Annotated in this window: 29 protein-coding genes; 28 read left to right on the top strand and 1 reads right to left on the bottom strand. The window is 36.7% G+C overall.

Annotated features, from left to right (window positions below; all coding sequences use genetic code 11):
• The first annotated feature begins 2 nt into the window (after positions 1–2).
• The 24 genes from HR057_RS11080 to HR057_RS10965 all read left to right on the top strand — a co-directional run bounded on the left by HR057_RS11080 (position 3) and on the right by HR057_RS10965 (position 21,743).
• On the top strand, positions 3–728 hold the full coding sequence (locus HR057_RS11080; RefSeq protein WP_173731500.1) for a demethylmenaquinone methyltransferase: 726 nt from the start codon (positions 3–5) through the stop codon (positions 726–728).
• Between the two features lie 10 nt (positions 729–738).
• Positions 739–1,704 (top strand): heptaprenyl diphosphate synthase component II, encoded by a 966-nt coding sequence (gene hepT, locus HR057_RS11075; RefSeq protein ID WP_173731499.1) that lies wholly within the window; start codon positions 739–741, stop codon positions 1,702–1,704.
• Between the two features lie 83 nt (positions 1,705–1,787).
• On the top strand, positions 1,788–2,234 hold the full coding sequence (gene ndk / locus HR057_RS11070; RefSeq protein WP_173731498.1) for a nucleoside-diphosphate kinase: 447 nt from the start codon (positions 1,788–1,790) through the stop codon (positions 2,232–2,234).
• Between the two features lie 111 nt (positions 2,235–2,345).
• Complete coding sequence (locus HR057_RS11065; protein WP_173731497.1) at positions 2,346–3,119, top strand: CheR family methyltransferase; 774 nt, start codon at positions 2,346–2,348, stop codon at positions 3,117–3,119.
• 84 nt (positions 3,120–3,203) lie between these two features.
• Positions 3,204–4,376: a chorismate synthase gene (gene aroC / locus HR057_RS11060; protein ID WP_173731496.1), complete on the top strand. Its 1,173-nt coding sequence runs from the start codon at positions 3,204–3,206 to the stop codon at positions 4,374–4,376.
• A complete protein-coding gene (gene aroB / locus HR057_RS11055; RefSeq protein WP_173731495.1) occupies positions 4,376–5,467 on the top strand; it encodes a 3-dehydroquinate synthase in 1,092 nt (363 codons plus the stop codon). Before aroC ends, aroB begins: the two co-directional genes overlap by 1 nt.
• Positions 5,464–5,832, top strand: a complete 369-nt coding sequence (aroH, locus tag HR057_RS11050; protein WP_173731494.1) for a chorismate mutase — start codon at positions 5,464–5,466, stop codon at positions 5,830–5,832. Before aroB ends, aroH begins: the two co-directional genes overlap by 4 nt.
• Positions 5,833–6,123: 291 nt before the next feature.
• A complete protein-coding gene (gene trpE, locus HR057_RS11045) occupies positions 6,124–7,644 on the top strand; it encodes an anthranilate synthase component I (RefSeq protein WP_173731493.1) in 1,521 nt (506 codons plus the stop codon).
• Entirely contained in the window at positions 7,637–8,674 is a 1,038-nt protein-coding gene (trpD, locus tag HR057_RS11040; RefSeq protein WP_173731492.1) for an anthranilate phosphoribosyltransferase, read from the top strand. Before trpE ends, trpD begins: the two co-directional genes overlap by 8 nt.
• A complete protein-coding gene (gene trpC, locus HR057_RS11035) occupies positions 8,667–9,425 on the top strand; it encodes an indole-3-glycerol phosphate synthase TrpC (RefSeq protein WP_173731491.1) in 759 nt (252 codons plus the stop codon). Before trpD ends, trpC begins: the two co-directional genes overlap by 8 nt.
• The gene (locus HR057_RS11030) at positions 9,422–10,120 is read left to right on the top strand and encodes a phosphoribosylanthranilate isomerase (RefSeq protein ID WP_173731490.1); all 699 of its coding nucleotides are present in this window, start codon (positions 9,422–9,424) and stop codon (positions 10,118–10,120) included. Before trpC ends, HR057_RS11030 begins: the two co-directional genes overlap by 4 nt.
• A 44-nt stretch (positions 10,121–10,164) precedes the next feature.
• Positions 10,165–11,253: a histidinol-phosphate transaminase gene (gene hisC, locus HR057_RS11025; protein ID WP_173731528.1), complete on the top strand. Its 1,089-nt coding sequence runs from the start codon at positions 10,165–10,167 to the stop codon at positions 11,251–11,253.
• A 12-nt stretch (positions 11,254–11,265) separates the two neighbouring features.
• On the top strand, positions 11,266–12,366 hold the full coding sequence (locus HR057_RS11020) for a prephenate dehydrogenase (protein ID WP_173731489.1): 1,101 nt from the start codon (positions 11,266–11,268) through the stop codon (positions 12,364–12,366).
• Between the two features lie 12 nt (positions 12,367–12,378).
• Positions 12,379–13,668 (top strand): 3-phosphoshikimate 1-carboxyvinyltransferase, encoded by a 1,290-nt coding sequence (gene aroA / locus HR057_RS11015; RefSeq protein ID WP_173731488.1) that lies wholly within the window; start codon positions 12,379–12,381, stop codon positions 13,666–13,668.
• Between the two features lie 84 nt (positions 13,669–13,752).
• Positions 13,753–14,685, top strand: coding sequence for a hypothetical protein (locus HR057_RS11010; RefSeq protein ID WP_173731487.1), 933 nt, complete (start codon positions 13,753–13,755; stop codon positions 14,683–14,685).
• A gap of 45 nt (positions 14,686–14,730) precedes the next feature.
• Positions 14,731–15,993, top strand: coding sequence for a tetratricopeptide repeat protein (locus HR057_RS11005; protein WP_173731486.1), 1,263 nt, complete (start codon positions 14,731–14,733; stop codon positions 15,991–15,993).
• Between the two features lie 156 nt (positions 15,994–16,149).
• Positions 16,150–16,710, top strand: a complete 561-nt coding sequence (locus HR057_RS11000) for a ReoY family proteolytic degradation factor (RefSeq protein WP_173731485.1) — start codon at positions 16,150–16,152, stop codon at positions 16,708–16,710.
• A 144-nt stretch (positions 16,711–16,854) separates the two neighbouring features.
• On the top strand, positions 16,855–17,319 hold the full coding sequence (locus HR057_RS10995) for a YpiF family protein (protein ID WP_173731484.1): 465 nt from the start codon (positions 16,855–16,857) through the stop codon (positions 17,317–17,319).
• Between the two features lie 140 nt (positions 17,320–17,459).
• On the top strand, positions 17,460–17,954 hold the full coding sequence (locus tag HR057_RS10990; RefSeq protein ID WP_173731483.1) for a QcrA and Rieske domain-containing protein: 495 nt from the start codon (positions 17,460–17,462) through the stop codon (positions 17,952–17,954).
• 14 nt (positions 17,955–17,968) lie between these two features.
• The gene (gene qcrB / locus HR057_RS10985) at positions 17,969–18,643 is read left to right on the top strand and encodes a menaquinol-cytochrome c reductase cytochrome b subunit (RefSeq protein ID WP_173731482.1); all 675 of its coding nucleotides are present in this window, start codon (positions 17,969–17,971) and stop codon (positions 18,641–18,643) included.
• A 30-nt stretch (positions 18,644–18,673) separates the two neighbouring features.
• Positions 18,674–19,447, top strand: coding sequence for a menaquinol-cytochrome c reductase cytochrome b/c subunit (locus tag HR057_RS10980; protein ID WP_173731481.1), 774 nt, complete (start codon positions 18,674–18,676; stop codon positions 19,445–19,447).
• A 104-nt stretch (positions 19,448–19,551) separates the two neighbouring features.
• Positions 19,552–20,145 (top strand): lipoprotein heptaprenylglyceryl N-acetyltransferase LhaT, encoded by a 594-nt coding sequence (gene lhaT / locus HR057_RS10975; RefSeq protein WP_173731480.1) that lies wholly within the window; start codon positions 19,552–19,554, stop codon positions 20,143–20,145.
• Positions 20,146–20,203: 58 nt separating this feature from the next.
• A complete protein-coding gene (locus tag HR057_RS10970; protein WP_173731479.1) occupies positions 20,204–20,983 on the top strand; it encodes a sporulation protein YpjB in 780 nt (259 codons plus the stop codon).
• 82 nt (positions 20,984–21,065) lie between these two features.
• Positions 21,066–21,743, top strand: coding sequence for a zinc metallopeptidase (locus HR057_RS10965; RefSeq protein ID WP_173731478.1), 678 nt, complete (start codon positions 21,066–21,068; stop codon positions 21,741–21,743).
• Positions 21,744–21,790: 47 nt separating this feature from the next.
• On the opposite strand, the gene HR057_RS10960 is transcribed toward HR057_RS10965, so the two are convergent.
• Complete coding sequence (locus tag HR057_RS10960; protein ID WP_173731477.1) at positions 21,791–22,669, bottom strand: YitT family protein; 879 nt, start codon at positions 22,667–22,669, stop codon at positions 21,791–21,793.
• Positions 22,670–22,837: 168 nt separating this feature from the next.
• Here HR057_RS10960 and HR057_RS10955 point away from each other — a divergent pair, with 168 nt between their 5' ends.
• The 4 genes from HR057_RS10955 to bshA are packed head-to-tail and all read left to right on the top strand — an operon-like array spanning position 22,838 to position 25,530.
• Positions 22,838–23,158, top strand: a complete 321-nt coding sequence (locus tag HR057_RS10955) for a nucleotide pyrophosphohydrolase (RefSeq protein ID WP_374723754.1) — start codon at positions 22,838–22,840, stop codon at positions 23,156–23,158.
• 2 nt (positions 23,159–23,160) lie between these two features.
• Positions 23,161–23,961 carry a 4-hydroxy-tetrahydrodipicolinate reductase gene (dapB, locus tag HR057_RS10950; protein WP_173731475.1) on the top strand — a complete coding sequence of 267 codons (801 nt, stop codon included), beginning with the start codon at positions 23,161–23,163 and terminating at the stop codon, positions 23,959–23,961.
• Between the two features lie 14 nt (positions 23,962–23,975).
• Positions 23,976–24,377: a methylglyoxal synthase gene (gene mgsA / locus HR057_RS10945; RefSeq protein WP_173731474.1), complete on the top strand. Its 402-nt coding sequence runs from the start codon at positions 23,976–23,978 to the stop codon at positions 24,375–24,377.
• Between the two features lie 13 nt (positions 24,378–24,390).
• A complete protein-coding gene (gene bshA / locus HR057_RS10940; RefSeq protein ID WP_173731473.1) occupies positions 24,391–25,530 on the top strand; it encodes an N-acetyl-alpha-D-glucosaminyl L-malate synthase BshA in 1,140 nt (379 codons plus the stop codon).
• The last annotated feature ends 5 nt before the right edge of the window (positions 25,531–25,535 follow it).

Genomic DNA, 25,535 nt, shown 5'->3' with positions numbered 1-25,535 from the left:
TTGTGGATTATTCAAAGGAAGAACGTGTCCATAAAGTATTTGAAAAAATATCTGAGAAATATGATGTCATGAATTCAATCATTAGTTTTCAGCGTCATAAAGCATGGCGGAAAGATACAATGAAAAGGATGAACGTTCAACCTGGTTCTACGGCTCTTGATGTTTGTTGCGGGACAGGTGACTGGACCGTCGCGTTGGCCCAAGCAGTCGGACCTAATGGGAAAGTTGTCGGTCTTGACTTCAGCAGGAATATGTTGAAAATCGGCGAGCAAAAGGTTGCAAATTTGCGACTTCAAAATGTAGAGCTTATCCACGGAAATGCAATGGAATTACCGTTTGGAGACGATAGCTTTGATTACGTTACAATCGGTTTTGGGTTGCGCAATGTTCCTGATTATATGCAAGTTTTAAGGGAAATGTACCGTGTAGTAAAGCCGGGTGGAAAGGTCGTTTGCCTTGAAACTTCTCAACCAACGATGATTGGTTTCAGGCAAATCTATTATTTTTATTTCCAATTTATAATGCCTATATTGGGCAAACTATTTGCCAAAAGCTATAAAGAATATTCATGGCTGCAGGAGTCTGCCAAAGATTTTCCAGGTCGAGAAGAATTGGCAGAAATGTTCCGACAAGTTGGGTTTGAAAACATACAAGTAAAAGCCTATACTGGGGGAGTTTGTGCCATGCATTTAGGCTATAAGCCTGTTTCGAAATACGCAGTTGATTAAGGTGAAATGAATGAAATTAAAAAAGCTCTACACTTTCATAAATTCAGAATTAGATTTAATCGAGAAAGCGTTGAAAGAAGCAATGCAGGCTGATAATCCAGTGCTAAAAGAAGCTTCTATGCACCTTTTGCAGGCTGGCGGGAAACGGATTCGACCAGTCTTTGTTTTGTTGTCTGCCAAATTTGGAAATTATAATATTGATGAAATAAAAGATGTTGCAGTTGCGCTCGAACTCATCCATACAGCTTCTCTCGTTCATGACGATGTAATTGATAATGCGGAATTACGCCGTGGAGCGCCTACAATAAAGTCAAAATGGGATAATCGTATTGCGATGTATACCGGAGACTATATATTTGCTAGAGCAGTGGAATTGATGACAAATATTAATAAGATTGAAGCTCATCAAGTACTGTCCAAAACGATGGTAGACTTATGTATTGGTGAAATTGAGCAAATTAAAGATAAATTTAATTGGAATCAAAATTTAAGAACTTACCTTCGCAGAATAAAAAGAAAAACTGCGATATTGATTGCAGTAAGTTGTCAGCTTGGGGCAATTGTTTCAGAGGCGCCGCAGGTCGTACAAAGACAATTATACCGATTTGGCTATTATGTCGGGATGGCATTCCAAATTACCGACGATATTCTTGATTTCACTGGAACAGAAAAAGAACTAGGCAAACCAGCAGGAAGTGACTTGCTCCAAGGAAATATAACTTTGCCTGTTTTGTATGCATTGCGTAATGAACGTCTCCGAAAAGAAATCATTGATTCATTTGATATAAAAAATAATAAAGAAAATATGCAACATATCATAACATTAGTAAGACAATCTGGTGGAATTGAATATTCAAAGAGGATCAGTGATCGTTATTTGCAAAAAGCATTTAACATTTTAAAAGAGTTGCCTAATTGCCAGGAGAAAACGGCATTATTAAATATTGCGAAATATATTGGGAAACGTAAATTTTAGAAACATTGCCATCATTAGTATATTTTGATAAAATGTGAAATGATTTTTGTGAACATTATACATAAAGACTGGAGAGATGAAAGATGGAAAGAACCTTTATTATGGTTAAGCCTGATGGGGTACAACGCAATTTAGTTGGGGAAATCGTATCCCGTTTTGAAAAGAAAGGATTTAAGCTTGTAGGTGCAAAGTTGATGACAGTTTCTAAAGAACTGGCTGAACAACATTATGCAGAACATAAAGAGCGTCCTTTCTTTGGTGAACTTGTAGACTTCATTACTTCAAGCCCTGTATTTGCGATGGTTTGGGAAGGGGAAAATGTAATTGCAACTGCCCGCCAAATGATGGGAAAAACAAATCCTGCCGAAGCACTTCCAGGAACAATTCGTGGAGATTTCGGTTTAACTGTTGGCAAAAATGTTGTTCACGGTTCAGATTCACCAGAAAGTGCTGAGCGTGAAATCAACCTTTGGTTTAAAGAAAATGAAATTAGCGAATATAGCAAACAAGTGGATGAATGGGTATATTAATACAACTAGCCGAAGGGCTAGTTGTTTTTTTGCTCTTCGATTCTAGTAGAACTTAAAGAACCGTTTTGTTATGATAAAAAACAAGGGCGGTCTAATGAAAGAGGAGAAAAAATGAACAACGACTATCAAGATTTCATAAAAAAAGTTTATAAAAAAACAGGGATTGATTTATCCTGTTATAAAGAAGCACAAATGAAACGGAGACTAACGTCCCTATATGAAAAAAAAGGGTTTAAAAATTTCCAGCAATTTTTTGATGCGATGGAGATGGATCAAACTGTTTTGAATGAATTTTTAGATCGAATGACCATCAACGTTTCTGAATTTTATCGCAATGGGAAACGATGGGAAGTTTTAAAAAACAAAATCATTCCGCAGCTGTTGGCAAAAAGCAAGCGATTAAAAGTTTGGAGTGCCGCTTGTTCAACTGGGGAAGAACCATATACAATCGCAATGGTGCTCTCACATTTTATGCCACTTTCTCAAATCAAAATTCTGGCCACCGATATAGACGAAAATGTTATTAAACGTGCTAAAATTGGTATTTATCCAGAACGTTCTTTGGCGGAGGTACCGGAGGATATTAAAAGAAAGTTTTTTACAAAAGAAGGTTTATTTTATAAAGTTAATGATGAAGTGAAAAGAACTGTCACTTTTAAAAAGCATAATTTATTGGCTGACCCATTCGAAAGCAATTTTGACCTAATTGTATGTCGCAATGTCCTGATTTATTTTACAGAAGATGCAAAAGAGATTTTATACAAAAAATTTAGTGCTGCATTAAAACCTGGAGGAATTTTATTTGTTGGCAGTACAGAACAGATCTTTAATCCGCATTTATATGGTTTGAAATCAGAAGATACATTTTTCTACCTGAAAATTTAGAAAATAAGATTTCTAAATATACTGACGACAAATAATAGACAGTATGATATATTAATACATAAAAGCTTTAAAGAGGTGAAGAGGATGAGATATTTAACAGCTGGGGAATCACACGGTCCACAATTAACAACAATTTTGGAAGGAATTCCAGCACAATTGCCGTTAACAGCGGAAGATATAAATATAGAACTTGCTAGACGTCAAAAAGGGCATGGCCGGGGAAGACGGATGCAGATTGAAAAAGATCAAGTTAAAATTTTAAGCGGGGTTCGACATGGAAAAACATTAGGTTCACCTATTACACTTGTTGTCGAAAATGATGACTGGACACATTGGACAAAAATTATGGGAATTGAACCGATCCCAACTGAACAAGAAGAAGAAATAAAGAGGAAAATTACACGGCCGAGACCTGGACATGCGGACCTTGTAGGAGCGATCAAATATGGTCATCGTGATATGAGAAATGTGTTAGAACGCTCATCAGCTCGGGAAACAACGGTACGAGTTGCAGCGGGAGCTGTTGCTAAAAAACTATTAGCAGAGTTAGGTATTACCGTTGCTGGTCATGTACTTGAAATCGGTGGTGTAAAAGCTGAAAAAATATCATATTCAAGTCTTGAAGAGTTAAAAGAAAAGACAGAACAATCACCGGTTCGCTGCATAGATGAAGAAGCTGAGAAAAAAATGATGGCTGCCATTGATAAAGCGAAAGAAGAAGGCGACTCGATCGGTGGTATTGTTGAAGTTATTGTTGAAGGTGTGCCGGCAGGCGTTGGCAGTTATACACATTATGACAATAAACTTGATGCAAAAATAGCTGCTAGTATCGTGAGTATTAATGCATTTAAAGGTGTAGAATTCGGTATTGGCTTTGAAGCTGCAAGAAGACCAGGTAGTCTAGTTCATGATGAAATCATATGGTCTAAAGAAAAAGGGTATACGAGAAAAACAAATAATTTAGGTGGTTTTGAAGGTGGAATGACGACAGGCATGCCAATCGTCGTTCGCGGCGTCATGAAGCCGATCCCAACTTTATACAAGCCCCTATTAAGCGTTGATATTGATACGAAGGAACCGTTTGAAGCGAGCATAGAACGTTCAGACAGCTGTGCAGTACCGGCAGCGAGCGTTGTTGCAGAAGCTGTTGTAGCTTGGGAAATTGCTAAAGCAATTGTTGACCAGTTTGGGAAAGATCGAATGGACTTAATCAAAGAAAATATTGAAAAATGGAATGAACGAGCGAGGAATTTTTGATGGAAACATTAACGATAAAAACAGCATCAAAAACTTATCCTTTGTATATTGGTAAGGGCATACGTTTTCAAATTCAGTCTTTCATCCAAGCGCTCGAAAGAGAATTCTCAAGCGTCCTAATTATTACAGATTCTATCGTTGAGCCACTTTATTTGAAAGAAATAGAGTCTTCATTGACTGACTTTAGCAATGTTTATTCGTATGTAGTCCCAGCTGGGGAAGAAGCGAAGTCATTTTCTGTATTTTATGATATCCTTACGTTTGCCCTTGAGAAAGAACTCGATCGGAAAGCATTAGTTATTGCTTTAGGAGGTGGCGTCGTTGGCGATTTGGCAGGTTTTGTTGCTGCAACCTATATGCGGGGGATTGCATTTATTCAAATGCCGACAACACTCCTAGCTCATGATAGCTCTGTAGGTGGTAAAGTGGCCATCAATCATCCACTTGGAAAAAATATGATCGGCGCCTTTTATCAACCTGAAGCCGTCGTTTATGATATTGAGATGCTTTCAACTCTTCCGGAGGAACAGTGGAGGTCCGGTTTTGCCGAAGTAATTAAGCATGCTTTAATTTGGGACAAACCGTTTTATGATTGGTTGCAAGCAGAAATACATACGCTCGCTGATTTGCGAGATGAAAAACTGCAGTTTGCTTTGGCAAAAGGAATAACTGTGAAAGCAGAAGTGGTAGCCGAAGATGAAAAAGAAAGTGGGATTCGGTCATATTTGAATTTTGGGCATACGCTTGCCCATGCTATTGAAGCAGGTCTCGGATATGGGAAAATGAGCCATGGCGATGCAGTTGCGATCGGTATGTTATTTGCTATTCGGGTGAGCGAAGAATATTACGGCATTGATTTAGAACTTCAAAAGTTTAGAAAATGGTTTAGGCAATTTCATTATCCAGAAATCCCAAAACATCTTGATGCAGCCTCATTGCTTCAATTGATGAAAAAAGATAAAAAAGCTCAATCAGGAACGATTCGGATGGTTTTAATGAAGCAAATTGGCGAAGTAGAAACGGTAAAAGTAGAAGATGAATTAATCTTATCAATTTTAGAAAAAGAACTTGAGGAGGTGCAACAAAGATGATTCGTGGGATAAGGGGGGCGATTACCGTAACAAAAAATGATGCGGATGAAATGATTGCCAAAACGAAAATACTTCTCGATGAAATGATTAAAAAAAATAATATTGAAGCTGAAAACGTTGCTCAAGTGCTTATTTCCGTAACAGATGATCTTGATGCCGTTTTCCCTGCAAAAGCGATGCGCTTGTTGGAAGGATGGACATACGTACCTGTTATGTGTATGCGGGAAGTTCCTGTCGTTAATTCTCTTGAAAAATGCATTCGAGTAATGATGACAGTTGAAACAGAGAAAAAACAGAATGAAATCGAGCATGTTTATCTTGAAGGAGCGAAAGTATTAAGACCGGATTTATTTTCTCAACAATAAGATTAGTTTGAAATTTCTGATTGACAAACACTAAAACCTATAATAAGATTTCTAATAAGTTTAGTTTAGCAAATTTAGCTGAGATTAGTAAGTTTAGGGTAGAATGAGTAGAGCAGAGAAGAGCAGAGTTGATATGTAATTAATTATAAAATATATAAAGAACATCACTACCCTAAGATTATTATGCCTTTTTAGGCATATTTCTTAGGGTTTTTTTTCTTCTCAAAATCTCCTCATTCTCCATCAATAAAAAGGAGCGGATTAGTCCGTCCAAAAAATGGAGGGTGTTTTATGATTCATTATGATTTTTCCTCATTTATTGAAGACTCAAAATTTTATCGGACAATTCCAATTGTTAAGCAATATTTCGTTGATACTATTACACCAATACAAATTTTTCAAAATTTACAACCGGAAGCTAATTTTCTCCTAGAAAGTAAAGACGATGCTTCCCCATGGTCCCGATACTCATTTATAGGTTTATCTCCCTTTTTATTTTTGGAAGAAAAAAACGGCACATTTTTGATCAAAAATGAGTTCAAGGAAACGGTCGCCACAAGAGATCGATTTCAAGATGCATTCCGGCAAGTTTATGAATTGTTAAAAGTAAAAGACCCGGAACTTTCTCTTCCTTTTTGGGGAGGGGCTGTCGGTGTAATGGGTTATGATGCAATTTCTTTATTTGAGAAAGTGCCGGATCATGTCAATGATGATTTAAATTTAAATCGTATATCGTTTATGATTTGTGAAACGATGATTGCTTTTGAACATGAGCGTAAGGAATTGACAATTATACAACTTGCCCGCCTAAACGGGACAGAATCAAACGAAGAATTGCAAGATCTTTTCGAAGAGGTTCATAGAAAAATAGATGTAATGATGACAAAAATTTTTGATGCAAAACTAAAATATGAAGGATTAAATGCTTTTGAACCAACGCCGATTGTCGATTTCAGCGATGTTGTTTCCAATTATGAGAAAGCAGATTTTATAAGAGACGTCAACAAAATTAAAGAGTATATAAAAGCTGGTGATATTTTTCAAGCGGTATTGTCTCAAAGGTTTGAAATCCCGATTACAGTCAGCGGTTTTGATTTATACCGTGTTCTACGAATGGTCAATCCTTCACCTTATTTATTTTATTTAAAGCTGGACAACTATGAGTTAGTAGGGAGCTCACCTGAACGATTAATTCAGATTGAAAATGGTCATCTCGAAATTCATCCTATTGCGGGAACTAGACGGAGAGGAAGAACGAAAGAAGAGGATGAAGCATTGGCCAAAGAGTTGATCGCTGATGAAAAAGAACGTGCTGAACATTACATGCTTGTTGATTTGGCAAGAAATGATATTGGTAGAGTTGCAGCTTATGGTTCTGTAAAAACGCCAGTATTAATGGAACTCGGAAAATTTTCACATGTGATGCATTTAATTTCAAAAGTGACCGGTCAATTGGATGCAGCTGTTGACCCGCTTGACGCACTTATATCCGCTTTTCCGGCAGGGACCGTTTCAGGAGCACCGAAAATACGTGCGATGCAAATTTTACAAGAGTTGGAGCCGACCGCTCGTAATATTTATGCCGGAACAGTTGCTTATCTTGGTTTTGATGGCAATATCGACTCCTGCATTGCAATACGAACCATCCTTGTTAAAGACAAAAAGGCATTTATTCAAGCCGGTGCTGGTATTGTTGCAGACTCTGTTCCCGAACTTGAGTATAAAGAAACGATCAATAAAGCAAGCGCTCTAATCAAAAGTATTAAGCTAGCAGAAAAAATGTTCAAAAGGGAGGAAAAATCTTATGTTTAAAGATATTTTGAATAAATGCATTATGGGCGACAAGTTGACGGAGACGGAAGCCGAAAAGGTGATGAATGAGATCATGTCGGGGAATGCGACCGCAAGCCAAATAGCCAGTCTAATTTCGATTTTGCGTTTCAGGGGAGAAACTGTTGATGAATTGGTCGGTTTTACAAAAGCGATGCGTTCGCATATGGTTCAAGTAGATTATGAAAATGATACAGTTATTGATACGTGCGGTACAGGTGGAGATGGAGCTTCTACGTTTAATATTTCGACAGCAGCTTCGATCGTCTTGGCAGCTGCTGGTGTGAAAGTTGCAAAACATGGCAACAGAGCTTTCACTTCAAAAAGTGGTAGTGCTGATGTTTTAGAAAAGTTGGGAATCAATATTCAAAGTACGCCGGAAGAAGCAAAGCAATCCTTAAATGAAAATAACTTGAGTTTTTTATTTGCTCCTTTTTATCATTCATCTATGCGTTATGCTGCTGTACCAAGAAAAGAAGTCGGGTTCCGGACAATCTTTAATATATTAGGGCCAATATCAAATCCAGCCGGTTGCAAATATCAACTTATAGGCGTTTATGATACAAGATTGGCAGATAAAATGGCTGAAGCTTTAAAACGCTTAGGTTCAAAACGGGTGCTCCTAGTCACCGGAAAGGACGGATTAGATGAATGTACGATTACAACGGAAACGGATGTCGTTGAATTAAATAATGGTAAAATTACAAGAACAGTAATTTCACCGGAACAGTTCGGATTAGAACGGGGTTCAATCGATGATCTCCGCGTTTCATCTGTTGAAGAAAGTGCAAGAGTTTTAGAAAACGTCCTTGCTAATAAAGCGAACCAGGCACAAATGAATATCGTCCTCTTAAATGCTGGCGCAGGATTTTACGCCGCAGGAAAATGCGCCACGATTAAAGAAGGTGTAGGGTTGGCACGCAAAGTCATAGAAAAAGGCGATGCTATCAATCATCTTCAGAAACTTCGAAATTATCATCGATTCATAAAGGAGAACGAGCAATATGCTTAATAAAATTCTTGAAACAAAAAAAGAAGAGGTAGCACAACTTGTGCTGCCTCCAGAGGAATCAGTCCATCATGTTTCATTTTATAATGCTTTAAAAAATAAGAAAAGAGAAGTTGCGCTTATTGCCGAAGTAAAAAAAGCTTCACCATCAAAGGGTATCATAAAAGAAAATTTTCATCCACTAATGATCGCAATAGAATATGAATCCGGAGGAGCAAATGCGATTTCTGTATTAACTGATCAACAATATTTTCTTGGGTCTAGAGATTATATTCCTCTATTAAAAAGAGAAATTTCTTTGCCAATTTTGCGCAAAGATTTTATTATTGACCAATTACAAATTGTTGAAAGCAAACGACTTGGGGCTGATGCTATTCTTTTAATTGCTGAAGCTTTAGAGCCTTCAAAACTTGCTGAACTTTATCATTATGCAGCAGAACTTGGTTTGGACTCTTTAGTTGAAGTTCATTCCCCAGAAGCTCTAGAAGGGATCTTAAACCTTTTTACTCCTAAGATTATCGGTGTAAATAATCGTAATTTAAAAACATTTGAAGTAGATTTAAAACAAACAGAAATAATTGCTCAGATGATTCCAAAGGATAGCTTATTTGTAAGTGAAAGCGGAATTTTTACTTATGATGATATAAAAAGGGTCAGAAAAGCAGGTGCGGATGCTGTTTTAGTTGGAGAATCATTAATGAGAGCGGAATCGCCAGAACAAGGAATTTATCAATTATTTGGTGTGGTAAAATGAGTAGAACAATGATTAAGTTATGTGGAAATCATTCTTTTCAAGATTTAAAATATTCAGTTGCTAGTGGTGTCCCATATATTGGCCTTGTATTTGCTGAAAGCAAACGTAAAGTCGACCCGCTTGAATGTAGCAAATGGCTTGAGCAAATTGAAAAAGGCCGTTCACAAAAGTATGTAGGTGTTTTTGTCAATCCGAGCCTTTTAGAAATTGCTTCTGTGTTGCAATACGTTCCATTGGATATTATCCAATTTCATGGGGATGAAAATCCTGAACAAGTTATCGAGGCTAAAATGGCGACCGGATTAACCGTATGGAAAGCCATCCACCATAACGAAAAAGCTTTAGTTAAAATGAAATCTTTTTATCACATTGCTGACGGGTATGTTATTGATTCAAAAGTAAACGGCGCATGGGGAGGAACTGGGAAACGTTTTGATTGGGATGCGATTCCCGCCTATCAGAAAGAAGCCCAAATCCAAGGAGTACCGTGTTTCATCGCTGGTGGAATTACACCGGATAATGTATCTGAAATATTAAACTATAGACCGGATGGTATCGATATTTCAAGCGGAATTGAAACAATGTGGCGTAAAGATGCCAGAAAAATTCAGAAGTTAATTGAAATTATTGAAAATTTTTGCGACAACAATTATAATTCTATGTTAAAATCAAATAATAATACTTTTTCGCTTTGAAGTGTGAAAAATAGTTATGTAGAAATGGTGGGGGTTTCATGCAAATAAAAGTTAAAGATCAGTTAATCGGCTTAACGCCATATCAGCCTGGAAAGCCAATTGAAGAAGTTCAACGAGAACTTGGCTTAGAAAAAATCGTAAAACTGGCCTCGAATGAAAATCCTTTTGGCTGTTCAGAAAAGGCAAAAGAGGCCATTAAAGAGAGCCTCGATGAGTTAGCGCTTTATCCTGATGGCTATGCCCGAAACATACGGGAAAAACTGGCAAACTTTTTGGGAGTTAAAGAAAATCAGCTTATTTTTGGCAATGGTTCAGACGAATTGATCGACATTCTTTGTACCGCATTACTTTCTCCTAGTAAAAATACGGTAATGGCCCACCCATCTTTTTCACAATATAGCCATAATGCGATTATTCAAGGGGCAGAACTCCGTATGGTAGATAATATCAATGGAGAACATGACTTGGAAGGTATGCTGAATGCAATTGATGATCAAACAGCGATTGTATGGGTATGTTCACCTAACAATCCGACAGGAACTTATATTAATGAAGAAAAACTTATTAATTTTATCAAAAGAGTCCCGGAACATGTATTAATTGTTATTGATGAGGCATATAAAGAATACGTTGTTGCGGAAGATTATCCAGATACAATATCTTTACTGAATGAATATCCAAACCTATTGGTATTACGCACATTTTCAAAAGCATATGGCCTTGCTGCTTTACGAGTAGGATATGGTATAGGACACCCGAATCTTATTCAAGCACTTGACCCAGCGAGAGGTCCATTTAATACATCTCGAATTGCTCAAGCAGCTGTTTGTGCAGCTGTTGATGACCAAGAATTCATTCAGAAATGCGTAAAAGCCAATCGGGAAGGATTGGAGCAGTTTTATCAATTTTGTGAAGAATACGGCTTATCATATTTTCCATCACAAGCGAACTTTATTTTAATAGATTTCAAGCGCTCAGGCCAAGAAGTGTTTGACTATTTATTACATAAAGGTTTTATCGTTCGCTCAGGGACAGCTCTAGGTTACCCAACGGCAGTAAGAATTACAGTTGGAAGCTATGAACAAAATGCAGAACTCATTGAAACATTAAAAGAAATGTTGAGTGTTAACTAGGAGGTCCCTTTCTTGAAGAAAACTGTTTTTGTAATCGGACTAGGATTAATAGGTGGTTCGATTGCTTTAGCGATAAAAAGGAAATATGATATTAATATAATTGGCTTCGATGTTAATGAAGAACGTGTAGGTTTAGCAAAAACTTTGCAAGTAATTGATGAAAGTGCAAATTCGATTGAAGAGGGAGCAGTGAAAGCGAATCTTATCGTAATTTCTGCTCCCGTGCAGCAGACGGAAAAGATTATTGAACAATTGGCAACAGTTGATTTAGATCCATCAGTTATTATTACCGATGTTGGCAGTACAAAAAAGCAAATAATGAAAAAAGCAGAGCTCTTGCTAGAAAAGGGTGTAACCTTTATCGGCGGTCATCCGATGGCTGGTTCTCATAAAAGCGGGGTTAGTGCTGCAAGAGCCCATTTATTTGAAAATGCTTTTTATATTCTTACACCTTCCAAACAAACGTCTCGTGAAAAAATAGATGAACTGAAAGATTGGCTTGAAGGAACGAAAGCAAACTTTTTAATTTTATCACCAGATGAACATGACGAGTTAACCGGTGCCATTAGTCATTTTCCACATATTGTTGCAGCTAGCCTAGTTCATCAGGTTGCAATGATCGCTGAAGAAAATTCGACTGTTTCTAGGCTTGCTGCAGGAGGATTTAGAGATATAACGCGAATCGCTTCAAGCAGCCCAATTATGTGGCGTGATATTCTTCTTCATAATAAAGAAATTTTGCTTAAACTACTGCAAAAATGGCAAGAAGAAATGGAACGAGTTAAAGACATGATTAGAAGGATGGACGGAGAAGCGATTTATCATTATTTTTTAGAAGCTAAACAGTTTCGCGATGGATTGCCTATTAGGCAAAAGGGAGCGATTCCTGCTTTTTATGATCTTTATGTTGATGTTTTAGACCATCCTGGTAGTATTTCTGAAGTGACAAGCATACTCGCTAAAGAAGAAATTAGCATTACAAATATTCGAATTATTGAAATAAGAGAAGATATTATGGGTGTATTAAGACTAAGTTTTCGTAATGAAGATGATCGAAAGAAAGCTCAAGAAGTTCTTGCACAACACAAATATGAAACATTTATTGAAATGTAAGGATGTGTTCTTTTGGCAACGAAGGAATTATTAACGGATGTTCAAAGTCTTCAAGGAACAATTAAAGTTCCAGGGGACAAATCGATCTCTCATCGCGCCGTCATGTTTGGCGCAATTGCACAAGGAAAAACAACGATTGAAGGTTTTTTACCTGGCGAAGATTGTTTAAGTACGATTTCTTGTTTTCGAAAAATGGGTGTAGAAATACATCAAGATGGCAATTATGTCGAAGTTATTTCTGGTGGTATTGATAATTTAATAGAACCGAGGGAGGTTCTTGATGTAGGCAATTCCGGTACGACGATCCGATTATTGCTCGGGATATTGGCTTCAAGACCTTTTCATGCAGTCTTAGTCGGAGATGATTCTATTGCTAAACGTCCGATGGGAAGGGTTACAAAGCCGCTAAGTGAAATGGGTGCCCGAATTGACGGACGCGGAAATGGCATGTTTACCCCGATATCGATTCGCGGAGGGAACACGGTGGGGATCCATTATCATTCACCTGTTGCCAGTGCCCAGGTTAAATCGTCGATTTTATTGGCAGGTTTATTTTCAAAAGGAATAACAACTGTAACAGAGCCAGCATTATCAAGAGACCATACTGAAAGAATGCTTGGCGCATTTGGTGCAAAAGTCCACCGTGATGGTTTGTCCGTTTCAGTCGAAGGGGGTCAGTCGCTAGCAGGTACTCATATTCAAGTACCTGGCGATATTTCATCCGCTGCATTCTTCCTTGTTGCTGGAGCCATCGTACCGAATAGTCGGATCACATTGGAGAATGTAGGGATTAATCCGACGCGTGCTGGTATTCTTACAGTATTAGAAAATATGGGTGCTGAATTAACAGTATCGAATCAACGTGAATTAAATGGCGAACCTGTTGCTGATTTAACAATTTCAACATCCTCATTAAAGGGTACAGAAATTTATGGGGATTTAATTCCAACATTAATAGATGAAATTCCTATAATCGCTCTCTTGGCAACACAGGCAGAAGGAAAAACAGTCATTCGTAATGCTGAGGAGCTAAAAGTGAAGGAAACCAATCGTATAGACACTGTCGTGACTGAACTTCGAAAAATGGGAGCAGAGATTGAACCGACAAATGATGGAATGATCATTTATGGTAAAAAACCTCTCCATGGGGCGACAGTAAATAGCTATGGAGACCATCGCATAGGTATGATGCTTGCCATTGCTGCCCTTTTAAGCAAAACGGAAACAGTTCTTGAACGATCAGAAGCCATTGCTGTATCGTATCCAAACTTTTTTGACCATCTCCAATTATTATGTAAATAATTGAACAAAGTTCTATAATGTCCCTCATTATCATAACTTGTAGAAAAGAAATTTGTACAAGCATGGTAGGGAGGGACATTTCTATTGACCTATATTATCGAAGATGCAAACGTAGTTTCAGATGATGGGATTTGTGTTCGTTCTTTTTTAATTATTGAAAATAAAATTAGCCATTTTGGAAAATCATTAAAAAAATATCAAGGAAAGCGCGTAAATGTTTCTAACTATTTTATGACACCTGGACATGTGATGGCCGATTTTAACATTCTCCAATGTGATAATTTTATAAATTACAAGAAACATTTAGTAAAGCTAATTGACAAAGGATGTACAACTGTTGTTGTCCCTTGTTATATTCGGTATGAATCAGAATTTGAAAAAAAAATCCGTGCTGCAAGGCATGCTATGATTAACAGTACGATCGATTTTATCATTGGTGTACACATGGCTGCAGAAAAACTATCCCCACAAACAATAAGATTATGTAAACGACATAAACTGCCGTATATTATTATCGATATCGAGGATAAAACAAATATTTTCTCTATTCCTTGGGGTTGGATTCGGGAAGCGCAATTTCAGTATCAAGTGCCAATTTATCCAAAATGGAATACAAAGGACAAACAATTATTGAAACAGCAGATGAATGAGTGGGAACAAATGACAGCAAATCATCAAATACCTACTTGTCTTTATTTCCCTTTCGATGACCACCCACGCCCATTACAAAGATTAATACGTAAACAAATAGGTATCTATCCGAAAAAAGGAGAGCTTTTAATTGGAAATGATCTTGACTATAATCTGTACCAATATCCTTTAGATGGAGAGAAAGTTGAAGAATCTTCGAAATTTAATTATGATAATAATGATCCGATTATTACTGTTCATAAAGGAAAATTACTGAAAGAAAATGGAAAAGTGAATTTTTTTCCAGGATATGGCCAAGAATTGAAACTTACAATGCCTGGACTTTTTGCTTCCATTGATCATGTAGGAAATAATCCCCACCTCTAAGCAACTGCTGTGGTGGGGTTCATTTTTGAAAAGGAGTAATAGGCTATGAATGAAAAATTACAAGAAGCTATCGAACTCGTAAATACCGGAGAAGTTGAAAAAGGATTGACAATTGTAAAAAAATTAGTAAAAGATGCGGATGATGAACAAAAACTGCAAATTGCAGAACTCTATTTTAAATGGGGTTTTTTAGATGAAGCAAAAGCTTTATTTAGTAAATTGCTTCGATTATATCCAAATGAGGGTCTGCTTTATATTTATTTGGCTGAAATAGCAATTGACCAAGATCAAGAAGAGGAAGCTATTCAATTATTAGAAAAAATTAAAAAAGATGACCCTGCCTATCTGCAATCACTCGTTCTAATGGCTGATATGTTTCAAATGCAAGGTCTCGATGAGGCGGCTGAACAAAAACTGTTGCAAGCTAAAAAACTAGCTCCCAATGAAGCGATTATCGATCTTGGACTTGGACAGTTTTATGCTTCAATTGGCGAATATAATAAAGCGATTCCTTTTTTTGAAAAATTAATTGAAGTAAATGCGGAACTGGAGAATACGAATGTAAACTTGCTATTAGCTGAAGCTTATGTACATACCGGTCGTTTTGAAGATGCTCTCGAATGTTATGCCGAAGGGCTTAAGGAACAAATTGAGCTTAACTCTTTGTTTAATTTTGGTTTTGTTGCCTATCAACTTGAACGATACGAACTTGCCATTGCAAAATGGAATGAAGTAAAAGTTTTGGATCCAGATTATATTCCAGTTTATCTATATATGGCAAAAGCTTACGAACAGATTGGATCTTTGAAAGAAAGTTACGAAACGGCAGAAGAAGGCTTAAAACATGATCCAGATTATAAAGAATTGCTTGTTTTTGCAGCAAAAATGGCAATGAAGCTTGAGAAACATGAAAAGGTAGAAGATTATTTGAAAAAAGCGATTGCGATCGACCCAGGTTATATCGAAGCGCTCACTTTACTTGGAAGCTATTATCTTTTCCATGAAGAGTATGATGAAGTTGTTTCACTTTACGAACAAGCGATAGAAATGGATGAGTATGATCCTCAATTTGAATGGGATTTGGCTGAAGCAAAAAAACAGTTAGATAGATATAAAGATGCATTAAATCACTATGAAAGTGCATATACTTCTTTTAAAGAAAATATCCAGTTTCTTCGTGACTTCGCATACTTTTTGTTGGAACTAGGAGATCGAAAAAGGGCAAAAGAAATGTTTGTGCGAATTCTCGAGCTGGATCCTTCCAATTCGGACATTGAAGAAGAGCTATTGCGGTTAGAGGAATGGTAGGTTTAACAGGCTTCAAGTTTTTGTTTTAAAGCCCCAATTATATTTAGCATGATTTTGAATATTTCTTAAAAAAAATTAATTAGAAAGGAGGATTTTGTACATTTCTTAAAGAATTTTATTATTAAAGGAGATAAGAGAACGCAGAGGAGGGATATTTTGTCTACCCCTGTATCTGTCAGTGAAAAGAAAGAATTTGTGCGCTGGTTTTTAAACAATTATCAGTTAAAAAGACGGGAATGTGTTTGGATCTTGAATTACTTAATGAGTCATGATCAATTATTGGAAAAGGTGCATTTTGTTGAGCAGGCCGCATTCTGTCCAAGAGGAATCATCATGTCTACACATTGTGTTGATGATGTACCGTTTCGTTTTTATAAAGATAATGTAATGACGACAGATGCTGAGAAATCTTTTCATGACATTCGCTTAAATCGCGATCAAGATATTTATATTCAACTAAACTTTAAATCCTCTTTCTCCTGTGCGAAATATGTAGCTGTATTAGAAGAAAATAAATTTATCCCGAACCATCTTTTAATCAATGAAAAAGACCAGCAATTAGCTCAACAATTTTTAGAAGAATCACTATTATCATTTCAGAAAAATAGGTTATTAAAACAAATTGATGAGGCTTTAGATAATTTAGATTTTGATAAGTTTATGGTATTGTCCGCTCAATTAAATTCATTGCTGGAATGTCAAAAGTCTTCCTCGTGAAAAAGAGGAAGGCTTTTTTGTGTAGGTACAGACTGTTATAGAATATTTTTTGACAATAATATAAATGATAATGTTTTTTAGTAAAAAACGTGTTTAAATAGATAATATAATTACAGCAATTTAAAAATAAAGGAGGGGTGTAGAATGAGGTGGACAAGCCAAGACATCAAAATGTATATGCAAGCTAAAGAATATATAGATACCATTGTCATTCCTTTAATTCCAATTTCATTACAAAATGATGCTTCCGAAATTTGTGAGATGGGTGAATTTACTTCAATATTAGCCTCTGAATTAGAAAGGGAATATAAGGGGAGACTACTTGTATTGCCAGCATTTACATATTTAAGAGAAGAGGAATCATTCAGTTTAATTGAAAGGTTAAATAAATGGAGTCAAAAATTAGACGGTGAAGGAAGCAAACACGTTCTTTTCTTAACATCAGACCCGCAATGGAAATTAAACGAGAAAGATTTGCTAGGTACACTTATTTGGGTTCCATCAATATCCTTTACAGATCTTGATAAAAAATATATCGAACAAGTCGTGAAATCTCAGCTGAAATCGATTCAAACCGTTGTGATAAGCCTGTGGGGAAAAGAAATGTAGCTGTTATTTTCATCCGGGTTTTTCGACAGATTTTATTGACCGAAGGACAAGTTTGCGCTATCATGAGTATGTCCTAGTAATATGTGTGTTTATAAAAGATTTGTCCGGATGGACTACTATAGAATAGAGGGGGGAAGATAATGAGCAAGGATAAAGTAACTAGACGACAATTCCTTAGTTACACACTTACTGGTGTAGGTGGATTCATGGCAGCTGGCATGCTTACGCCTATGATTCGTTTTGCAATCGATCCGGTTTTAAAACCTGCATCTGAAGGTGAATTTGTAGCAGTTGTTGAGGAATCAAAATTAACAACTGAACCACAACGCTTCGATTTTAAAGTTAAGCAAGTGGATGCTTGGTATGAATCTGAAGTTACAATGTCTGCTTGGGTTTATAAAAAAGAGGACGGAAGCATTCAAGCGATGTCACCTGTTTGTAAACACTTAGGCTGTACAGTAACATGGAACGATCCTAAACATGCAAACAAATTCTACTGTCCATGCCATGACGGATTGTACGAGAAGGATGGCACAAACGTACCAGGTACACCACCGCTTGCACCGCTTGATCTTTATGACTACAAAGTCGAAAATGGTACATTATACTTAGGAAAAGCTAGACCACGAGCATAGGAGGGGCGTAATAGATGCTTAATAAAATTTATGATTGGGTAGATGAGCGTTTAGATATTACGCCGCTATGGCGTGATATTGCTGATCATGAAGTGCCTGAACACGTAAACCCAGCCCATCACTTCTCTGCATTTGTATACTGCTTCGGCGGTCTTACATTCTTTATTACTGTAATTCAAGTATTATCTGGTATGTTTTTGACAATGTATTATGTGCCAGATATTAAAAATGCTTGGGAATCAGTATATTATCTGCAAAATGAAGTGGCATTTGGTGTAATTGTGCGTGGCATGCACCACTGGGGAGCGAGTTTAGTTATAGTCATGATGTTTTTACACGTATTGCGTGTATTTTTCCAAGGAGCTTATAAAAAGCCACGTGAATTAAACTGGGTTGTTGGCGTACTTATTTTCTTTATTATGTTAGGTCTTGGATTTACAGGTTACCTATTACCATGGGATATGAAAGCATTATTTGCAACAAAAGTAGGTTTGCAAATTGCTGAAGCTGTTCCTTTATTAGGACCAGCCATTAAAACATTGTTAGCAGGAAGTCCTGAAATTGTAGGTGCACAAACATTAGCACGTTTCTTTGCAATCCATGTATTCTTCCTGCCAGCTGCGTTATTTGGTTTAATGGGTCTACATTTCGTGATGATTCGAAAACAAGGTATTTCGGGTCCACTATAAAATACATAAGAGAGATAAGGAGGGAAGACGATGCATCGCGGAAAAGGGATGAAATTTGTTGGGGATTCTCGTGTATCAGCGGAACGAAAACCCAATATTCCAAAAGATTATTCCGAATATCCAGGAAAAACGGAAGCTTTTTGGCCGAATTTCCTTTTAAAAGAATGGTTAATCGGATCCATCTTTTTGATCGGATATCTTTGCTTAACGGTAGCTCATCCATCGCCATTGGAACGTATAGCTGATCCAACGGACACAAGCTATATTCCATTGCCAGACTGGTATTTCTTATTTTTGTACCAATTGCTGAAATATGAATACGCATCAGGGCCTTATACAGTAATAGGAGCAATGATTATTCCTGGTTTAGCATTTGGTGCGTTATTATTAGCACCATGGTTGGACAAAGGTCCGGAACGCCGTCCATCAAAACGTCCAATTGCAACAGGATTAATGCTTCTTGCTTTAGCAGCAACTATTTTCTTGACTTGGGAATCTGTTGTTAACCACGACTGGGAAGCTGCTGCTAAACAAGGTGAAATTGTGGAAGAAGTTGAGATCAACAAAGAAGATCCAGGTTATAAAGTTCTTGAAGCGAATGGCTGTTTAAGCTGTCACGGTACAGAACTCACAGGCGGTCCTGCTGCACCAGCTTTAACTAAGACTGGGGAAACACTTTCTCCAGAAGAAATTGCTGAAATTGCAGTTAACGGTCGAGGTGCAATGCCTGGAGGATTATTCAAAGGTACTGATGAAGAGTTAAAACAACTTTCAGAATTTATCCATGGTTTAAGCGCACAATAATAAATAGAACTTTAGCTGACTTTCTGGTGAAGGTCAGCTTTTTATTTTAACGAAATTTTCGTAAATAATAAATTTTGAAATTGCAGTTATGTGGAGTTGAGAAAATGAAACTTTTGATTCAATTATTAGGACAACGGTCCGTCTTATGGTGTTTGCTATTGATTAATATAGCTGGAACCATTTACGGCTATTATTGGTATGGATGGCAGATTCGGGAAACACCAGCCCATTTTTTATTATTTGTACCTGACAGTCCTACAGCCAGTCTGTTTTTTGTTTTTGTGTTAATTGCTTTTTTAATGGGGAAAAATTGGCCCCTTTTTGAAGTGCTTGCTATTGTCACTTTATTTAAATATGGTATTTGGGCTGTTGTCATGAATGTGTTAGTGTTAGTTGTTTCAGGAGAACTCCCATGGCAAGGGTATATGCTAATTGCTTCTCATTTTGCGATGGCAGTAGAAGGGCTCTTATATGCACCTTACTATCGATTTAGGTTTTGGCATTTAATGGTTGCGGCAATTTGGACATTGCATAATGATGTAATTGATTATGTATTCGGAATGATGCCGCGCTATAGCATACTTAATGAATTTATGCCACAAATTGGATATTTCACATTTTGGCTAAGCATCTTATCAATTTTCATTGCATATATCTTATGTGTAAAAGACAAGCCATATAAAAGTTCTTTGTTCTAAAGTTCTACTCTTGTCCCTCGGTACATACACTCTAATAAAGCGGATGGAGGGACAAGTGATGAAGAAAAAGAAATGGCTTCCTTTATTACTTCTGGCGTTCTTTTTCATTCCACAAACGTTCATATTTGCAAACGAAGACGTATGGAATCATTTTGATCATATGACCGATAAAGTGTTATTTTTGACGAAGCAAAAAAAGTATGCGGAAGCAAAACAAATGTTAGAACGATTCTCTGATCAGTTTATTAAAATGTATCCAAGAGATGAACTGACTATGAAAGATTTAAGAGTCATTTCGGTCAGTACCGACGAAGCTTTAAAAGCATTAACTGCAACTGCATTAGAGGATGGGGAAAGAATTCGCAAAGTTATTCAATTACGATTTGCGCTTGATGCTTTGCATTCACATCATCAACCGATGTGGATGGGAATGGAAAAGGAAGTGTTAACCACGTTCCAAGCTATGAAAGATGCTGCACTTCAAAAGGACGTTGAAAATTTTAAAATACAGTTTAATCATTTTGCAAAACAATTTGATACAATATACCCAAGTTTAGTTATCGATCTTGAACCTGAACAAATTTCAAGACTTGATTCACATTTTCGTTTTCTAGAAAAGTATGACAATTTCGATCAGCAACAAAAAGAAATTCATTTAACAGCGATGGAAAAGGATATGATGAAACTGTTTGGCAAAACTATAAGCGATGAGACGGATCCATCCCTTATTTGGATGATTATTACAATCGGAACGATTATTGTTGCAGTTTTATTCTACGTAGGATTTAAAAAGTTTCGAGCTGAACAAACAGTTATGATGAGCGGACGAATCCGCTAGAGAATGCATTTTATTTGACGAAAGCGTTCACAACGGAATAAAATAAAACTTAAGAAATTGAAAATATGGAGGAAGGTAAAGGATGTTCTTAGTCTATTTTGCAATCATCATCCTCATCCCGCTTTGGGCACAAATGAAAGTGAAAAGTGCCTATCGCAAATATTCCCAAATTCCTGCATCTTCAGGATTGACAGGTGCTCAAGTTGCAAGAAAAATTTTGGACAATAATGGCTTGTACCATGTGAAGGTTGAAGAAACACATGGTATTTTATCAGACCATTATGATCCTCGTACCAAAACAGTACGTTTATCATCAAACAATTACCATGGAACTTCAGTAGCAGGTGCAGCAGTTGCAGCCCATGAAGTTGGCCATGCTTTGCAAGATGCCCAAGACTATGCATTTTTACGATTCAGACATGCATTAGTACCTGTAGCAAACCTTGGTTCCAATCTTTCTTGGATTTTAATTTTGATCGGTATTTTAGCAGGTATAAGCGGATTTTTATTATTAGGAATTGTCTGTATGGCTGCTGCAGTTCTTTTCCAAATTGTCACATTGCCAGTAGAATTTAATGCGTCCAGCCGTGCGATGGACGAAATTGTTGCAGCAGGCATCATCCGTAATGATGAGGAAAGAGAGACAAGAAAAGTATTAGATGCCGCAGCATTGACATATGTTGCAGCAGCATTAGTAGCTGTAATGGAATTAGTCCGCTTAATTTTAATGTATACTGGGATGGCTAGTGAAGAAGAATAAACTTTTAACAAAGGCTGCTTTTTGATAAGCAGCCTTATTTTTTAATACTACATCTTTTCAATCGGATTTTTGTTTTCATCGAGTGTAAATCCCTCACCAAGAACGTCATGGACATCACTGACGGCGACGAAGGCATGTGGATCTATGGAATTGATGATGCTTTTTAATTTAACAATTTCGTTACGGCCGACAACACAAAATAAGACATTTCTTTCTTTCCCGGTAAAGCTGCCAATACCTTTTAATACTGTTACGCCTCTTTCCATTTCTATTAAAATTTGCTTGGCAATTTGATCGCTTTTTTCAGAAATAATTGTGGCACCTTTGGCTAGATAGGCCCCTTCTTGCATGAAATCAATTACTCTTGCGCCAACAAAAAGGGCAACAAGGGTATACATTCCTTCGCGATAAGATAAATAAAAAATTAATGATGTAATAATAACGCAAGCGTCAAATAAAAACATCGTTTTGCCCATGCTCCAGCCGATATATTTATGTACGAGCCTTGCGATGATATCGACTCCTCCAGTTGTACCACCATAACGGAAAATCGTACCTAAACCAACACCAATAAAAACACCAGCAAATAAGGCGGCAAGTACTAAATCATCATGGAGAGGGATTGAAAAAGGCCGATACCTTTGAAAGATCCATAAAAAAATCGAAACGAAAACTGTGCCCAGGATCGTATAAATCATCGTGTTTTTCCCTAAATATTTCCAACCAATAAAAAATAAAGGGATGTTTAAGATCAAGTTTGTAATAGACGGGTCGAAATCGAACAAAAAATATAATAAAAGCGTAATTCCTGTAAAACCGCCTTCTGCCAAATTATTCTCCATATTAAAATGAACAAGACCGAAAGAAAAAATAGCAGCCCCTAGCATGATAAATAATACGTTCGTTAGTTTAACATTGATCTTCATAAAAAGCCCCCTTCCATAAAAAAGCAACTTCATTATAGTTTAGTTTTATTAAAAAGTGAAGAAATACAAATTTAAGAAAACAAAAGTTTGTCAAAAAGGACAATCTTAGCTAACATAAAACTGTAGCACGTACAAAATTGAGGTGATTTCTTGTTGAGACCAAAAACGATGGAAGAAATGCAAAAAGAAGTCGATAAATATATCAGTCAATTTAAAGAAGGCTATTTTAGTCCTCTTGCGATGCTAGCACGTATGACTGAAGAGCTTGGTGAACTTGCTAGAGAAATTAACCACTTTTATGGTGAAAAGCCAAAAAAGGCTGATGAAAAAGAAAAAACAATTGAAGAAGAACTGGGAGATTTATTATTTGTTTTAATTTGTTTTGCCAATTCTTTAAACATAAGCCTTGAGGAATCATTTCAACTTGTAATGGAGAAGTTTAGAACACGTGATAAAGACCGGTGGACGAAAAAGGAAGAGGAGGAATAATAATGGAAAAGATACGAATTATTTTAGCAGGGCCGCGTGGCAAGATGGGGATGGAAGCTTTAAATTTGATTTATCAAACGGAACATTTTGAGCTACAAGCGGCAATTGATCGAAAAAATGGAGGAAAGTTAATTTCTAGTATTGAAGGTTTACCACCGATTGATGCCCCAATTTATGAAGATGCTGAGCAATGTTTTAAAGAAATAGATGCAGATGTTCTATTAGATTTAACAACACCTGAAGTTGGCCGCATACATACAGAATTGGCGTTAAAGTATAATATCCGCCCTGTCGTCGGTACAACGGGATTTAATGAACAAGAACTTAAGGAATTAGCAAAAGAAGCGGAAGAAAAAGGAATTGGTGTCATTATTGCACCAAACTTTGCAATCGGCGCTGTCTTAATGATGAAATTTGCACAAATGGCAGCAAAATATTTTCCGGATGTTGAAATTATTGAACAGCACCATGATCAAAAGCTGGATGCCCCTTCAGGTACTGCAATTAAAACAGCAGAATTAATTTCTCGTGTGCGTCAAGAAAAACAACAAGGTCATCCGAATGAAAAAGAGACACTCCAAGGAGCAAGAGGTGCAATTTTTAACGGAATGCGTATTCATAGCGTACGTCTTCCTGGTTTAGTTGCTCATCAAGAAGTCTTATTTGGAGGAAATGGACAAATTCTAACGATCCGTCACGATTCTTTGCATCGTTCTTCTTTTATGTCGGGTGTTAAATTGGCAATTGAGAAAGTAATGAATTTAAATGTACTTGTTTATGGACTTGAAAATATTATCGAGTAGAGGCAGGGAGCATCATGAATCTTGCTTTAATAGCACACGACAAGAAAAAAGAAACTCTTATTCAATTCGTTTCAGCATATAAGCTAATTTTTGAAAAACATAACTTATATGCGACATATACAACCGGTAAAAAAATAATGGAAGCAACAGGATTATCAGTTCAATTTGTCAAATCAGGTCCTCTAGGAGGAGATCAGCAAATTGGGGCAATGATTGCGAACAACGAAATTGATTTAGTCATCTTTTTTAGAGATCCTTTAACAGCTCAACCCCATGAACCAGATGTAAGTGCCTTGCTCCGACTTTGCGATGTTTATAATATTCCTCTTGCATCCAATATGGGAACGGCAGAAGTATTAATACATGGATTAGAGCGAGGGGATTTTAATTGGAGAACAGTTCTCGATGAACAATAAGGGGAAATAAAAAATGAAATTAAAAATTGGGATTACGTGTTATCCTACTGTTGGCGGATCAGGGGTTGTTGCAACTGAGCTTGGGATGCTCTTAGCGGAGAAAGGGCATGAAATACATTTTATCGCCTCAAGCGTGCCTTTTCGACTAAATAAATGGTATCCAAATTTATATTTTCATGAAGTTGATGTGAACCAATATTCTGTGTTTAAGTATCCTCCATACGATTTATCTTTGGCTAGCAAAATGGCTGAAGTGGCAAAAAGAGAACAACTTGATTTGTTCCATGTTCATTATGCAATTCCCCACGCAATTAGTGCGTATTTAGCAAAGCAAATGGTTGCAGGCAGCAACTCAAATCTAAAGATTATTACAACATTGCATGGTACGGATATTACTGTATTGGGACATGATCCTTCGCTGCAAGAGTTGATCCGTTTTGGGATTGAACAATCTGATATTGTAACAGCCGTTTCAAAAAGTTTGGTAGAAGAAACATACCGGTTAGTCGAAACAAAGAAAGAGATTGAAACTGTTTATAATTTTGTAGATGATCGGGTTTATTATAGACGAGAACGCCCTTTTTTAAAACAACAGTACGGCATTCTTGATGATGAAAAAGTTATCATTCATATTTCAAATTTCAGACATGTAAAAAGAGTACCAGATGTTGTTGAAGCATTTGCTATTATTGAAAATCATATAAAAGCTAAGCTTCTATTAGTTGGTGATGGTCCAGAGTTTACAGTCGTTTGCAAGAAAGTAAAAGAGCTTGGATTGACAGATCGTGTCCATTTTCTTGGAAAACAAGAAAATATCGAAGAAATTTTATCAATTAGCGATTTAATGCTGCTTCTTTCGGAAAAAGAAAGCTTTGGTTTAACATTATTAGAAGCAATGGCTTGCAAGGTTCCATGTATCGGAACAAATATTGGTGGAATTCCAGAAGTGATTGAGGATGGACAAACCGGGTTTATTTGTGAATTAGGTGATATAAAGGATGTCGCAGAAAAAGCAGTCATTTTATTGTCAAATGATGATTTGTATGAAAAAATGAGTAATCAAGCCTATTTAAGAACGAAAAATTTGTTCAATGCATCAAAAATTGTTGACCAGTATGAACAAATTTATTATCGATCTCTGATGATGAAATGAGGATG

It is taken from the genome of Calidifontibacillus erzurumensis (assembly GCF_013303125.1).
GTDB classification, from domain to species: Bacteria; Bacillota; Bacilli; order Bacillales; family Bacillaceae_J; genus Calidifontibacillus; species Calidifontibacillus erzurumensis.
Note: the sequence above shows the minus strand (reverse complement) of the source record. Positions and strands in the feature narration are given on the sequence as shown.